At 47.8% G+C, this 15,127-nt stretch carries 10 protein-coding genes and 1 pseudogene; all 11 read left to right on the top strand.

The window, feature by feature from the left end; genetic code table 11:
• Window positions 1–15: 15 nt before the first annotated feature.
• The 11 genes and pseudogenes from ETP43_RS00285 to ETP43_RS00335 all read left to right on the top strand — a co-directional run bounded on the left by ETP43_RS00285 (window position 16) and on the right by ETP43_RS00335 (window position 15,124).
• Window positions 16–1,707, top strand: coding sequence for a [FeFe] hydrogenase, group A (locus ETP43_RS00285; RefSeq protein ID WP_129256717.1), 1,692 nt, complete (start codon window positions 16–18; stop codon window positions 1,705–1,707).
• A 157-nt stretch (window positions 1,708–1,864) separates the two neighbouring features.
• Window positions 1,865–3,386 (top strand): annotated as a pseudogene (locus ETP43_RS00290) (4Fe-4S dicluster domain-containing protein).
• Between the two features lie 97 nt (window positions 3,387–3,483).
• Window positions 3,484–3,723 carry a TM1266 family iron-only hydrogenase system putative regulator gene (locus ETP43_RS00295; RefSeq protein WP_022171339.1) on the top strand — a complete coding sequence of 80 codons (240 nt, stop codon included), beginning with the start codon at window positions 3,484–3,486 and terminating at the stop codon, window positions 3,721–3,723.
• A 9-nt stretch (window positions 3,724–3,732) separates the two neighbouring features.
• Entirely contained in the window at window positions 3,733–4,779 is a 1,047-nt protein-coding gene (gene hydE, locus ETP43_RS00300) for a [FeFe] hydrogenase H-cluster radical SAM maturase HydE (protein WP_129256718.1), read from the top strand.
• An 81-nt stretch (window positions 4,780–4,860) separates the two neighbouring features.
• Window positions 4,861–6,282, top strand: coding sequence for a [FeFe] hydrogenase H-cluster radical SAM maturase HydG (gene hydG, locus ETP43_RS00305; RefSeq protein ID WP_129256719.1), 1,422 nt, complete (start codon window positions 4,861–4,863; stop codon window positions 6,280–6,282).
• Between the two features lie 282 nt (window positions 6,283–6,564).
• Window positions 6,565–7,767, top strand: coding sequence for a [FeFe] hydrogenase H-cluster maturation GTPase HydF (hydF, locus tag ETP43_RS00310; RefSeq protein ID WP_129256720.1), 1,203 nt, complete (start codon window positions 6,565–6,567; stop codon window positions 7,765–7,767).
• Between the two features lie 398 nt (window positions 7,768–8,165).
• Entirely contained in the window at window positions 8,166–8,942 is a 777-nt protein-coding gene (rfbF, locus tag ETP43_RS00315) for a glucose-1-phosphate cytidylyltransferase (protein ID WP_022399200.1), read from the top strand.
• Window positions 8,924–10,018: a CDP-glucose 4,6-dehydratase gene (rfbG, locus tag ETP43_RS00320; RefSeq protein ID WP_287485077.1), complete on the top strand. Its 1,095-nt coding sequence runs from the start codon at window positions 8,924–8,926 to the stop codon at window positions 10,016–10,018. Before rfbF ends, rfbG begins: the two co-directional genes overlap by 19 nt.
• Window positions 10,019–10,188: 170 nt before the next feature.
• A complete protein-coding gene (locus ETP43_RS00325) occupies window positions 10,189–12,168 on the top strand; it encodes a hypothetical protein (protein WP_129256721.1) in 1,980 nt (659 codons plus the stop codon).
• A gap of 274 nt (window positions 12,169–12,442) precedes the next feature.
• Window positions 12,443–13,780: a lipopolysaccharide biosynthesis protein RfbH gene (rfbH, locus tag ETP43_RS00330; protein ID WP_129256722.1), complete on the top strand. Its 1,338-nt coding sequence runs from the start codon at window positions 12,443–12,445 to the stop codon at window positions 13,778–13,780.
• Between the two features lie 15 nt (window positions 13,781–13,795).
• A complete protein-coding gene (locus tag ETP43_RS00335) occupies window positions 13,796–15,124 on the top strand; it encodes a phenylacetate--CoA ligase family protein (RefSeq protein WP_129256723.1) in 1,329 nt (442 codons plus the stop codon).
• Window positions 15,125–15,127 lie beyond the last annotated feature (3 nt).

The following is a 15,127-nucleotide window of genomic DNA, read 5'->3' on the forward strand; positions in this document are numbered from 1 at the left end:
GAAGGAGGGTGTCTTATGAGTCATATGATCATCGATGGAAGAAAAGTTGAATTTACGGATGAAAAAAATGTCCTGTCAGTGATCCGAAAGGCGGGTATCAATATCCCGACACTGTGTTACCACTCCGAGCTTTCCACATTTGGTGCCTGTCGTCTGTGTACCGTGGAAGATGACAGAGGAAAGATGTTTGCATCCTGTTCGGAAGAGCCGAGAGACGGCATGGTGATCCATACCAATTCCGGACGTATCAGAAAATACAGAAAACTCATCGTGGAACTGCTTCTGGCAGCACACTGCCGTGACTGTACCACCTGTGTAAAGAGTGGAGAATGTGTTCTGCAGGAACTGGCACATCGTCTGGGGGTTGAAAATGTCCGGTTCCAGAATACGAGAGAACAGAGAGAACTGGATCTGAGTTCCCCGTCTCTGGTGAGAGATCCGAATAAATGTATCCTTTGCGGAAACTGTGTCCGTGCCTGTGAAGAACTGCAGGGTATCGGTGCTCTTGGATTTGCATTCCGTGGTACTGAAGCGATGGTTATGCCGGCGTTTGACCGGAAGATTTCCACGACGGACTGTGTAAACTGTGGTCAGTGTAGAGTATTCTGTCCGACCGGAGCTATTTCTATCCGAACCAATATGGATGAAGTGTGGGAAGCTTTGGCAGATCCGGATGTGCGCGTGGTAGCTCAGGTAGCACCGGCTGTCCGTGTTGCAGTCGGCGACCATTACGGGCTGACCAAAGGAAAGAGCGTAATGGGTAAGATCGTCAATGCCCTGCACCTGATGGGCTTTGATGAAGTTTATGATACTTCTTTTAGTGCTGACCTGACAATTATGGAAGAAAGTGCAGAATTTCTGGACAGAATCCAGAAAGGGGAAAAGCTTCCGCTTCTGACTTCTTGTTGTCCGGCCTGGGTCAAATTCGTAACCGATCAGTACAAAGATTATATTCCGAACCTGTCCACCTGCCGTTCCCCACAGGGAATGCTTTCTGCAGTTATCAAAGAGTATTTCCGGGATCCGGAACATGCACAGGGCAAGAAGACTGTTATGGTTTCCATCATGCCATGTACTGCGAAGAAGGCGGAAGCTGTTCGTCCAAACAGCTTTACCAAGGGAGAACAGGATACAGATGTTGTTATTACAACTACGGAACTGCTTCGTATGATCGATAATTTCGGTCTTGATTTTGCGGTTCTCGAACCGGAAGCTTGTGATATGCCGTTTGGATTCGGTTCCGGCGGCGGCGTGATCTTCGGTGTGACCGGTGGTGTGACTGAGGCAGTGCTTCGTCGCCTGACCAACGATCACAGCAAGGAAGCGATGCATGAGATCGCAGAGAGCGGTGTCCGTGGAGAAGAAGGTATCAAAGAGTTCTCTGTAGATTATCAGGGAACCGAAATCAAGATCTGTGTAGCCAGTGGTCTTGCCAATGCGAGAAAAGTTATGGATCAGGTAAAAAACGGGGAAAAAGAATATCATCTGATCGAGATCATGGCCTGTCGTCGTGGTTGTATCATGGGAGGCGGACAGCCGACCAGAGCCGGTGACAGAACAAAATCACTCCGTGCGAAAGGTCTGTACAACGCAGATAATACAACGATCATCAAGAAATCCGATGAGAACCCGCTGGTTCAGGAACTGTACGCCGGATTATTAAAAGGCAAAGAACATGAACTGTTACATAACGAAAGTTATGAATAAATTTTAAAATCATATAACTCCTGGAACTATTCCGTATTTGCATAGGTAGAGGCGACCGGAACTGTTGAATTCTGACAGAACGGATGCTATTATTTTTGAGAAAATATTTCAAAAAGAAAATCTATGAAAAATGTATAACGGAAAATCAGGAGGAAAAATGAGAGGACTGTATTCATCCAAGACAGAAATCAGACACAAAATATTTACGGAGATTGCCCGTATGGCATACGAAGAGCAATCTCCGGAGGAGGTACTGGAAGAACTTCCATATAAGATCATCCCGGGAGAGGTTGCAACTTACAGAGACAGTATTTTTCTGGAGCGGGCAGTCGTTGGTGAGCGTCTGCGTGTGGCAATGGGAATGTCGCTGAGAAAAATCACAGAGCATGCGCCAATCTCCAAAGGTGTGGAACCCAGTATTATAGAAGAAAAATATTACGAACCGCCGCTTATCAATGTGATCAAATTCGCCTGCAATGCCTGTCCGGAGAAGAGAGTCATGACGACAGAAGGATGTCAGGGCTGTCTGGAACATCCATGCGTGGAGGTCTGTCCGAAGAAGGCTGTCCATATGGAAGGTGGAAGATCTCATATTGATGAGTCTTCATGTATCAAATGTGGAAAGTGCGTGGAAGCCTGTCCGTATAATGCGATCATCAAACAGGAGCGTCCATGTACAAAAGCATGCGGAATGAATGCGATTGGTTCTGATGAATATGGAAGAGCGGAGATCGATCAGGAGAAATGTGTATCCTGCGGTCAGTGTCTGGTAAGCTGTCCGTTCAGTGCCATTGTGGATAAGGGGCAGATTTTTCAGACGATCATGGCGATAAAGAGCGAGACACCGGTTTATGCGATTCTTGCGCCGGCGATCGCAGGTCAGTTCCAGGATATGAAAAATACAAAGATCCGTGGCGCTTTTCAGGCACTGGGATTTACCGATGTGAGAGAAGTTGCGATCGGAGCGGATCTGTGTACGGTGGAAGAGGCAAAGGATTTTCTGGAAGAAGTTCCGGAAAAACTGCCGTTCATGGCAACATCCTGTTGCCCGTCCTGGTCTATGATGGCGAAAAAACTGTTCCCGGAACAGGCAAAATGCATTTCCATGGCGCTGACGCCGATGGTTCTGACTGCGCGACTGATCAAACAGAAAGAACCGGACTGCAAGATCGTCTTTGTTGGTCCGTGTGCAGCGAAAAAAACTGGAGGCAAGCCGGAAGAGTATCCGCAGTTATGTGGATTTTGTACTGACATTTGAGGAAGTTGCCGGAATGTTTGATGCGAAAGGTGTGGACTGGAAGGATATTCCGGAAGGCGAACCTTTATTCCGTGCAAGTGCAGATGGACGCGGTTTTGCAGTCAGCGGAGGGGTTGCACAGGCTGTCGTACATGCGATAAAACGGATCGATCCGGAACGGGAAGTCAAAGTGGTCAATGCAGAAGGTCTGCAGAACTGCAAGAAGATGCTCCAGATGGCGAAAGCCGGTAAGTACAATGGCTATCTGCTGGAAGGAATGGCATGTCCTGGAGGATGTGTGGCCGGAGCAGGTACGCTGCAGGTGGTAAAAAAAGCAGCAGCAGCGCTGGAAAAGATGAAAGGTGAAGCATCCTTTACAGAATCTTCTGACTCCAAATATCAGTCAAGACTGGAGAGTCTGGAAAAGTTTGATGTGGAATAACATACAGATACTACAGCTACAGAGAGCAGAATTTTCTGCTCTCTGTATTGAAAAGAAGCAGGCACAGAAAGTGCAGATATAAGGGAGTAGGTGGAACATGAACAGAATTGCCGTGATTGGAATTATCGTGGAAGAACCACAGGAAGTCGAGAAACTCAACCAGCTGCTTCATGAATATGGAAGTTATATTATAGGAAGAATGGGGATTCCCTACCGGGAGAGAAAGATTCATGTGATCAGCATCGCGATGGATGCACCGCAGGATACGATCAATGCCCTGACCGGAAAGATCGGAAGACTGGAAGGAATTTCTGCAAAAGCAGTTTACTCGAAATAGGAGACATGCATGAACAGAGACATACTGAGTAAGATCGAACAGGAGCAGATGATCAGCCGTGAGGAGCTGGAAGAACTGCTGACGACAACCGATCAGGAACTGATCGAGGAACTGTACCGGCGGGCGAGAGCGACAGCCGGGAAATATTATGGAAAAGAGATCTACCTGAGGGGGCTGATCGAATTTACCAATTATTGCAAAAATAACTGTTATTACTGTGGGATCCGCTGTGGCAATGAAAAAGCGCAGAGATATCGGCTGACCATGGATCAGATCCTTTCGTGCTGTGAAAGCGGATGGGAACTTGGTTTTCGGACCTTTGTACTCCAGGGAGGAGAAGATCCTTATTATACCGATGAGCGGATCTGTACGATCACAAAAGAAATCAAGAAACGATATCCGGACTGTGCGGTGACGTTATCGATCGGAGAGAAAGAACGGGCAAGCTATCAGGCGTATTTTGACGCGGGGGCTGACCGGTATCTGCTTCGGCATGAGACGGCAGATGAGGTGCATTATCAGAAACTTCATCCGTCACAGATGTCACTGGCACACAGAAAAGAGTGTCTGAGGGAACTGAAGGAGATCGGATATCAGACAGGGTGTGGCTTTATGGTAGGATCGCCGGGACAGACGCTGGATACCTTATATGAGGATCTGGTGTTTATCAAAGAACTCCAACCGGAGATGGTGGGAATCGGACCGTTTATTCCCCATCAGGATACCCCATTTGCAGAAGAAAAGGCAGGAACGCTGGAAGATACCTTACGGCTTCTGGCAATCATCCGGCTGATTCATCCGATGGTACTGCTGCCATCCACCACTGCACTCGGAACGATCCATCCGATGGGAAGAGAAAAGGGAATTCTGGCAGGAGCCAACGTGGTGATGCCAAACCTGTCACCGGTTCAGGTGAGGGACAAATACACACTGTACGACAATAAGATCTGTACGGGAGAGGAAGCGGCAGAATGTCGCGGCTGTCTGGAACGGCGCGTGGCTGCGGTCGGCTACCGGTGTGTGACGGATCGCGGAGACAGTGCAATGTGCCGGTAAAAACCGGAAAGCAATACTAATTGGAAAGATTGCGGCGAAATAAAAGACGCAGCCTGACCAAAAAGAAAGGAAGAGAGACTTATGTATAATCCAAAATCATTGAAAGCCGAGGAATTTATCTCAGATGAAGAGATCAGAGAGACCCTGGCTTATGCAGATGCAAATAAAGACAACGTGGAACTGATCGACCAGATCCTTGCGAAAGCAAAGGAATGTAAAGGACTGACACACAGAGAGGCTTCTGTGTTGCTGGCTTGTGAGATGCCGGACAAGATTCAGGAAATGTATGAACTTGCGGCAGAGATTAAAAAAGAATTTTACGGAAACCGGATCGTGCTTTTTGCACCGTTGTATCTGTCCAATTACTGTATCAACGGCTGTGTATACTGTCCGTATCATAAAAAGAATACACATATCGCCCGGAAAAAACTGACCCAGGAAGAGATTGTAAAAGAAGTGACAGCTCTGCAGGATATGGGACATAAACGACTGGCGATCGAGGCAGGAGAAGATCCGGAAAACAATCCGATCGAATATATTCTGGAGTCTATCAAAACGATTTACAGTATCAAACATAAAAACGGAGCTATCCGCCGTGTGAACGTAAATATTGCGGCGACCACCGTGGAAAATTACCGAAAATTAAAAGAAGCCGGAATCGGAACTTATATTCTGTTCCAGGAAACATATCACAAAAAGAGCTACGAAGAACTGCATCCGAAGGGACCGAAACACAACTATGCATATCATACCGAAGCCATGGACCGTGCGATGGAAGGCGGTATCGATGATGTGGGTCTTGGTGTGCTGTTTGGACTGGAACTTTATCGTTATGAATTTGCAGGGCTTTTGATGCACGCAGAACATCTGGAAGCTGTACACGGTGTGGGACCGCATACGATCAGTGTACCACGTATCAAACATGCGGACGATATCGATCCAACGGTATTTGATAACAGTATCAGTGATGACATTTTTGCAAAAATCTGCGCGCTGATCCGTATCGCAGTGCCGTATACCGGTATGATCATCTCTACCAGAGAGAGTCAGGCAGTTCGTGAAAAAGTACTTCCGTTGGGTGTCTCTCAGATCAGTGGTGCGTCAAAGACGAGTGTTGGTGGATACGATACACCGGAGACGGAAGATGAGGTTACTTCTGCACAGTTTGATGTCAGTGACCAGAGAACGCTGGATGAGATCGTGCAGTGGTTAATGGGAATGGGAGATATCCCGAGCTTCTGCACCGCCTGTTACCGCGCCGGAAGAACCGGCGACCGTTTCATGTCCCTGTGCAAGAGCAAACAGATTCTCAACTGCTGTCATCCGAACGCACTGATGACACTGATGGAGTATCTGCAGGACTACGCATCACCGAAGACAAAAGAAATCGGTATGAAACTGATCGAAAAAGAACTGGACAATATCCCAAGCGAGAAAGTCCGCAGAATCGCAGAAGAACACCTGCGGGATATTGAAAACGGACAGAGAGATTTCCGGTTCTAAAAAGAACAAAGCGACTGTTTGAACGCTGAAATAAGCGGGAAACACAGTCGGAAAATATGACACAGCAGATAGCAACTGCAAAGGCGCAGGGGTTGTTTGCTGTGTCTGTTAGATTTACGCGAGTAAAATTCACGAAGCATATTTTGTCTCGTTACGGAAATGATGAGCAGGAGTTTGAGTCTGCACGTTACTATAAAGGTGTGTAGATTATTGTGAAAATAAGTTTACATAATGTCAAAAAATAAATATGGAAATTACAATTTAGGAAAAGGAGGAACACAGATGGGAACAACATTACAGGAAACGCCCTCCGGCAACCGATTACATATAGGAATATTTGGAAAAACAAACAGCGGAAAGTCCGCCTTTATCAATGCATTTTCCGGGCAGGCTGTCTCCATCGTGGCAGATGTAAAGGGAACCACCACCGATCCGGTCTACAAAGCAATGGAGATCGCACCGCTCGGTCCGTGCGTGCTGATCGATACGGCAGGATTTGACGATGAGGGAGAACTGGGAGCCATGCGTATGGAAAAGACGGCGCTGGCTGCACAGAAAACAGAACTGGCACTGATCTTATTTGCATCCGAGGATATGGAAACAGAACTGGAGTGGTTCCGGTATTTTCAGGGAAAAAAGACACCGGTAATCCCGGTAGTAAGCAAAAGCGATCTTCGTTCTGAGAAAGAAAATCAGACATTTGCAGAAAAACTCAGAGAACAGACGAAAGAGAAAGTCTGCATCGTGAGCGCAAAAACCGGAGCCGGAATCGCAGAACTGAAAGAGCGGATGATCCGCATGGTTCCCGAAGGCTTCGGCAGCCGGACGATCACCGGAGATCTGGTATCCGAGGGAGACGTTGTCCTCCTGGTAATGCCCCAGGACATCCAGGCTCCCAAAGGCCGCCTGATTCTCCCACAGGTACAGACGATGCGGGAATTGCTGGATAAAAAATGCATCGTTCTAAGCGCCACCACCGACAAACTGGTGGAAGCCCTGGAACAGCTGAAAAATCCACCAAAACTGATCATCACCGACTCCCAGGTCTTTGACTATGTCTACGAACACAAACCGGAAGGAAGCCTGCTCACCTCTTTCTCTGTCCTCTTCGCCGACTACAAAGGCGACCTGGACTACTACAAAGAGGGAGCCAAAAAACTGATGAACCTATCCGCCGACTCCCGCGTCCTGATCGCCGAATGCTGCACCCATGCACCACTGAAAGAAGACATCGGCAGAGAAAAGATCCCGCGGATGTTGAAGAAAAAATACGGCGAAACCCTGGAAGTGACTGTCGTAAGCGGCACCGACTACCCCAAAGACCTGACCCCATACGACCTGATCATCCAGTGCGGCGCCTGCATGTTCAACCGCAAATACGTCCTCCACCGCATCCAACAGGCAAAAGACCAGGGCGTAGCAATGACCAACTACGGTGTAGCAATCGCTCAATTAAAAGGTATCTTGGATAAAATTGTCTGTTAAAGTAAAAACAAAAATACTTTTACAAGTCGATCACTGAAAATTTATTATTATATTACCATGTAGCGTACCTTTTCGTGTTCCAATACACAGCTCGAAGAAGCCGGATGACAGGACAGTCAGAAAGGCGAGCAACACTTTGTGGGCGGTTAGAGGCGATTTTGAGATCCGACACCTACGTAGACTTTCGCGAGTGTCAGCTGACACTCGTGAATATTAGTCGGAGTTGGTGGCTAGCTCAAAACGCCTCTGCCCACGTTGCCACCTTCTGACTGTCCTGCCATCCGGCTTCTCCGGGCGTCCGGATGCATTTCCCTCCTACTTGTAAATAAGCCCCCTTTTTGATACAATAAATAAAATAAGGCTTTTTATGCCCAACGGATCAAATAAGGAGAATGCATATGAAAGTAGTAATACTGGCAGGCGGTTTCGGTACCCGGATCAGTGAGGAGAGTGTACTGAAACCAAAACCTATGGTGGAAATCGGGGACAAACCGATTCTCTGGCATATCATGAAACTTTATTCCTACTATGGATATAATGAATTTGTGATCTGCTGTGGATACAAGCAGCATATGATCAAAGAATGGTTCGCAGATTATTACCTGCACAGCTGTGACGTGACATTTGACTTTACGCAGGGAAATAAAATGACGGTGCACAACAACATCTCTGAACCGTGGAAAGTAACCCTGGTAGATACCGGACTGAATACGATGACCGGAGGAAGAATCAAACGGGTAAAAGAACATCTGAACGGTGAACCGTTCCTTCTGACATATGGAGACGGTGTGGCGGATATCAACATCGATGAACTGGTAAAATTCCATCAGGAGGGCGGCCGCATGGCAACGCTGACCTCCGTACAGCCGATGGGACGTTTTGGTGCGCTGGATCTGCGGGAAGACGGAGAAATCACAAACTTCAAAGAGAAAAAACAGGAAGACAGCGGATGGATCAACGCAGGATTTATGGTACTTGAGCCGGAGATCCTGGATCTGATCGAGGGAGATGCGACGGTATTTGAAAAATATCCGCTGGAAGAGGCAGCCAGAAGAGGGCAGTTGGATGCGTACCGGCATAATGGTTTCTGGCAGTGTATGGATACGATGAACGAGAAGAAAAAACTGGAAGAAATGTGGAGAAGCGGAAATGCTCCATGGAAAGTATGGGAATAAGAGACATGAATAATCTGGCATTTTTTAAAGGAAAAAAAGTATTTCTCACCGGACATACCGGATTCAAAGGATCCTGGCTTTCCCGGATCCTGATCCTTGCGGGAGCCGAGGTGACCGGATATGCGCTGGAAGCGCCAAAAGAGGCAAAGCTGTTTGATACGTTACAGCTGGAAAACAACATGCATTCCGTGATCGGAGATATCCGCGACCGAGAAAAACTTATAAGTACCATGCAGGAGGCACAGCCGGAGATCGTTCTTCATCTGGCGGCACAGCCAATCGTGCGGGAATCGTATAAAGATCCGGTGGGAACGTATGAGACGAATGTGATGGGAACGGTAAATATTCTGGAAGCGGTGCGTCAGACGAAAAGCGTAAAATCGTTCCTGAATGTGACAACCGACAAAGTCTATAAAAATAACGAATGGGAGTGGGGCTACCGGGAAACCGATGAACTGGACGGGTACGATCCGTATTCCAACAGTAAGTCCTGTTCCGAACTGGTGACACACAGCTATGAAAAATCCTTCTTAAAAGAAGCCGGTGTGGCGGTGTCCACGGCGAGAGCGGGCAATGTGATCGGCGGCGGTGATTTTGCTCCGGATCGGATCATCCCGGACTGTGTGCGCGCAGTTGCAAAAGGAGAGAAAATAGCGGTACGGAATCCACATTCCACAAGACCGTACCAGCATGTACTGGAACCGCTGGGGGCATACCTGATGATCGCGCAGGCGCAGTATGAAAATCCTGCGTGTGCAGGCTCCTATAACGTGGGACCGGGAGATGACGACTGTATCACCACCGGTCAGCTGGCAGATCTGTTCTGCGATTCCTGGGGAGGGGACGCCGCGTGGGAAAATCTGTATCAGGGCGGCCCGCATGAGGCGAATTTCCTGAAACTGGACTGTTCAAAGATCCGTACCGCATTCGGATGGAAACCGCACTGGCAGGTAGCGCAGGCGGTGAAAGAGACTGCCGTGTGGTATCAGGCATGGCTTGCGGGGAAAGATATGACCGCATTTACGGATGAACAGATCCGAAAATATTTTACCTTACAGGAAATTGCTTTCCTGTAAAGTAAAACGCTCCGCGAGGATGCGCACTGCGACGTACAATGTAGATGTCGCAAGCGACCGCCGCAGGCGCGAGAATGTGCCAAGGCACATTCTTTAGAAAAAATAAAATGACAGCTGGGAAATGACAGAAAGAAAATAGAAAAGGATAAATGTGAAAAAGGAAGAAAAATATGAATAATAATCGAAAGATTCTGTGCGGGGCGGCAGCTTTGCTGGTGTCAGCAGGATTCTTTGGAGCATCTTTTCTGATACCGGAACTGTCGGATCACATCAACCGACTGGGCAATGGAAATCTGCTTGTTTATGCTGCCATGTTATTAATATTCTGCCTGGTATTTCTGGGGGGCATGCTTCTGACAGAACGGTGGGAGCCAGGCACATGGCTAAGCAGAAAAAATAAAAAAGTCAATGAACTGGTATTTGCAGTATTGATTTTTTCACAGATGATCTTTTACACCATCGGAGTATCCATGGAAACCGGTCAGGTAGGAAGCGTATCGGAAAAATATGGCTGGCACACACAACCGTTGCCACTGATGAATCTGCTGTTTTTGGCAGAACTGGTTGTATTTTTCCGGGTGTATGCAAACATACAGATCAGAGAAGAAAAGAATGACTGGATGGTATGGCTTATTTATGCAGTTCTGACGATTCTGATATTTTATTGTATGGATACGCCGAATATTTTCGGGCGTGCGGAGGCGGGGGATCATTTTCACGCTCACGCGTATTATAACTCTGTATACAATGTATATCAGGGCTTGCCTTATACAGATACAATGACAAGTATCTATGGGCATTATGGGCTGTTATTTAAGATACCGATGAAACTGGTGGGCGGAGATTTCCGGATGTTCGTGCTGATGATCACGGCACTTGGAACACTGGCACACGTCTGTGCATTTCTGGTGCTGGAACTGACGGTGGAAAGCCGGATCCTCCGGGCACTTGGCGCAGTTGCCGCGGCATTTCCGGTGCTCGGGATGCGGGGCGGTTATTACTGGCAGGTGTGGCCGCATCGGATGATCTTTCCGATGATCCTTCTGTTGTATGCGGCGATTTTAATGAAAAAACAGTGGTGGAATGTGTGGACCGGTCTGACCGGATATCTGATCTGTCTGCTGGCGATCCTCTGGAACACGGAAACCGGCGTGATTCTTGCCGTGGCATGGATGGCGCTTTTTGTTTCCCGGTGTCTTACCGGGGGAGAATGGCGGATCGGTCTTCTGATCCGAACCGTACCGGTACACGCGGTCTGTGTGGCTGCATCATTTTTCGGAGCCTATGGAATCGTGAATCTCTATAATCTGTCCAAACACAGTCCGGCAAATACACTGGGAGAATTCCTGATTCCGTTATTGTCGGATTCTTATATGGTGGATATCCTGCATCTGGATCTGCCGATGTATCCGAGTGCCTATATGGGTGTGATCGCGCTGTTTCTGATCGGGACAGCGATGGGCATCAGTACCTGGTTTTATGCGAAACAGAAAAATGACGGACAGGTGCAGCTGATCTTTTTCCTGAGTATCAGTGCACTGGGAAGAATTACATATTACGTCAACCGACCATCCTACCATAACCTGGACTGCGTCAGCCTGTCGGCAGTGATCCTGCTGGCATATCTGGGGCAGAGGGGAATGACATTTGTTAAGAAAAGAAAATGGAAACACTGGGAAGAGATGGATCTGGCGGGAGTCGTGAACGGTACACTGGGACTTGCCTGCGCAGCTGCAGTGCTTGCCATGAGTACAGGAACGGTGCTGCAGTTTTCCCAGAACAGTAAGATCAAAGAAAATTATCATAATGTGGGCGAGCTGGAGGCATTTGTACAGGAAATTGCAGAAGTGGTTCCGGAAAATACGCATGGTTTCGGGTTAAATGTGGCAGAAATCTACAGTCTGCTTCACTGGAATACCCAGTGCTTTACCATGGATTTCAGCGATATGGCGGTGATCCCGGAATCCTTACAGGAGTTACAGGAACAGCTGACAGAGGCGGATGCACCGTATGTATTTACCAGTCGGTCGTCACTGCCTATCTGGGAGCGGAATGATCCGGAGACTTACCAGTGGTTTAGTGAAACGTATGAGCTGGATCAGACCTTCCCGTACTATGAGGAAGAATTCCAGTTTTACCGGAAGAAATAAAAAGGAAACGAAGTAACTATTCAGCAGCCATTATCCTGCGAGGTGTTTTGGCATATTTATGCCAAAATCCCGAGACATACAAGCAAAAATGCCATCACCGAAGGTGATTTACGCAAGCAACGAGTCAAAGTCCGTGCTTGCACGGAACCTTGAGGAGTGCCGCGATAACGATAAAAACTCGCAAAGCGTGTTTTTATCGTTTAAATGCATTTTTGCTCGTAACTGTGAAGGTACTGAATAGTTACGAAACGAATATAAAAAAGGAGCAGAAAACATGTTTGAAGAAATGACAGAACAGCAGGCGAGAGAACAGATTCTGGAGATGACAAAGGAATACTGCGAAAAATATCACAATCAGAAAAAACCGTATGAAAAAGGAGACCGGATCCCGTATGCATCTCGTGTGTACGATGCGGATGAGATGGTAAATCTGGTAGATAGTTCTCTGGAATTCTGGCTGACTTCCGGTCGGTTTACAAAAGAATTTGAATCGGAATTCGCAAAATATCTGGGAGTAAAATACTGTTCTTTAGTAAACTCCGGATCTTCTGCGAATCTGCTGGCGTTTATGGCGCTGACTTCTCCGCTGTTAAAGGAGAGACAGATCCTGCCGGGAGACGAGGTGATCACAGTAGCAGCAGGCTTCCCGACCACCGTAGCACCGATGATCCAGTACGGCGCAGTGCCGGTATTTGTCGATGTGGCGATCCCGCAGTATAACATTGATCCGAACCTTCTGGAACAGGCGGTTTCGGAGAAGACAAAAGCGGTGATGCTGGCACATACCCTGGGTAATCCTTTTGATCTGAAAGCGGTAAAAGATTTCTGTGACCGTCACAATCTGTGGCTGATCGAGGATAACTGCGATGCGCTGGGTTCCCGTTATACGATCGACGGAGAGAGCAGACTGACCGGAACGATCGGAGATATCGGAACCTCCAGCTTTTATCCGCCACATCATATGACAATGGGAGAAGGCGGAGCCGTCTATACAAAGAATCCGCTGCTTCATAAGATCGTGCGTTCTTTCCGTGACTGGGGAAGAGACTGCGTGTGCGCACCGGGACAGGATAACCTGTGTGGTCACCGGTTCGACCGCCAGTATGGAGAACTGCCATTAGGATACGATCATAAATATGTGTACTCTCATTTTGGATACAACCTGAAAGCAACGGATATGCAGGCAGCTGTGGGATGTGCCCAGCTGCGCAAGTTCCCGTCCTTTGTAGAACGCAGAATTCATAACTTTAACTATCTGAAAGAAGCATTAAAAGGAACCGAAGACAAACTGATCCTGCCGGAGGCATGTGAGAATTCTGAACCGAGCTGGTTTGGTTTTCTGATCACCTGCCGGGAAGGTGTGGACAGAAATCAGCTGGTACAAAAGATCGAGGAAAAAGGCGTACAGACCCGTATGCTCTTTGCCGGAAACCTGATCAAACATCCGTGCTTTGACCGGATGCGTGCGACAGGAAAAGGCTACCGTGTGGCAGGAAGTCTGGAAAATACAGACCGGATCATGACAGATACGTTCTGGATCGGTGTGTATCCGGGAATGACAGATGCGATGCTGGATGCCATGGCAGATGCGATCAAAGAAGCGCTTGTATAACAGGAAGGAAGAACAATGATACTGGACGAAAAACTCAGATGGTTTGGTTTCTGGCTGCTGGATGCCTTAAAAGGGAAAAAGGTAAGGACATATTATGACCAGATCCGGCGGGCATGGAAAGAAGGAACATCGATCGCAGAAACCGAAGAGCGGATTCGGGCGCTGATTGCCCATGCGGTGGAGACAACCGAATTCTATAAGAACTATCCGGCAGACAGCGCGCTGACAGATTTGCCGGTCGTCAATAAAGATACGTTCCGGCAAAACTATGACCGGTTTCTTTCAAAAACATACAAAGATGTACCGGATAACCGGGTGATGTGTACGAGCGGTTCCACCGGAACGCCGCTTCGGATGATCCAGAACCGGGATAAGATCCGCCACAATACGGCGGGCGGGATTTTCCTGGGAGCGGCAGCCGGATATTATATCGGTATGAAAGAGGCTTTTATCCGTGTGTGGGTCAATAACGTAAAGAAAAGCAAATTTCAGCTGTTACAGGAAAATCTGATCATGATGGACAGCTCCCGGATGGATGCGCAGGCACTCGAGGAGATGTTCCAGGTGATCGAGAAGAAAAAAGTAAAATGTCTGGTCGGCTATTCATCGGCACTGGGGGAACTGAGCAATTATATTCAGAAAACAGGAAAAGATTGTAGCCGCTGCAAGGTGAGAGCGATCATTCCGATTTCTGAGACGATGCCGGAACCGGTGCGCCGGACACTGGAAAAACAGTTTGACTGCCCGGTACGTGCCTGGTATTCCAATGAAGAAAACGGAATTATGGGATTGCAGAATGAAGATAATGAGGGGTACCGGATCGACACAGAAACGTATTATTATGAAATTCTGAAGATGGATTCCGATGAACCGGCAGAGCCGGGAGAACTTGGAAGAATCGTGATCACAGATCTGTTTAATTATGCGTTTCCGATTCTCCGCTACGATAACGGGGATACGGCGGTGGCAACCAGAAAAGAGAAAAACGGCAGATACAAGCTGTATCTGGATGAACTTTACGGACGGCGCAGCGATCTGATCTACGACTGCGAGGGAAAAGCGGTAACGCCGTATATCATCACCAACAATCTGTGGGATATCGAAGGGGTAAAACAGTACCGTTTTATCCAGGAAGATGTGAAGGATTATACGATCTGGTTAAACGGAGATCCGCAGAAGATGAATCAGGAGGAGATCCTCGGACGGATCCGCCCGTATCTGGGGGAAGAAGCCAGAATCAAAGTAGAACTGGTGGACGAGATCCCGGTGCTTGCTTCCGGAAAGCGCAAATACATAGAAAACCGGTGCGAGAAATACAAAAATCAGACCGGTTTCTGCGGATAAGAA

Source organism: Blautia faecicola, assembly GCF_004123145.1.
Lineage (GTDB): Bacteria > Bacillota > Clostridia > Lachnospirales > Lachnospiraceae > Oliverpabstia > Oliverpabstia faecicola.

Bases quoted from the DNA above. Each gene is read 5' to 3' on its own strand.
- hydG (WP_129256719.1), top strand. From the start codon at position 4,861: ATGTATAATCCAAAATCATTGAAAGCCGAGGAATTTATCTCAGATGAA.
- ETP43_RS00325 (WP_129256721.1), top strand. From the start codon at position 10,189: ATGAATAATAATCGAAAGATTCTGTGCGGGGCGGCAGCTTTGCTGGTG.
- rfbH (WP_129256722.1), top strand. From the start codon at position 12,443: ATGTTTGAAGAAATGACAGAACAGCAGGCGAGAGAACAGATTCTGGAG.
- ETP43_RS00335 (WP_129256723.1), top strand. From the start codon at position 13,796: ATGATACTGGACGAAAAACTCAGATGGTTTGGTTTCTGGCTGCTGGAT.
- rfbF (WP_022399200.1), top strand. From the start codon at position 8,166: ATGAAAGTAGTAATACTGGCAGGCGGTTTCGGTACCCGGATCAGTGAG.
- ETP43_RS00285 (WP_129256717.1), top strand. From the start codon at position 16: ATGAGTCATATGATCATCGATGGAAGAAAAGTTGAATTTACGGATGAA.
- ETP43_RS00295 (WP_022171339.1), top strand. From the start codon at position 3,484: ATGAACAGAATTGCCGTGATTGGAATTATCGTGGAAGAACCACAGGAA.
- hydE (WP_129256718.1), top strand. From the start codon at position 3,733: ATGAACAGAGACATACTGAGTAAGATCGAACAGGAGCAGATGATCAGC.
- rfbG (WP_287485077.1), top strand. From the start codon at position 8,924: ATGGAAAGTATGGGAATAAGAGACATGAATAATCTGGCATTTTTTAAA.
- hydF (WP_129256720.1), top strand. From the start codon at position 6,565: ATGGGAACAACATTACAGGAAACGCCCTCCGGCAACCGATTACATATA.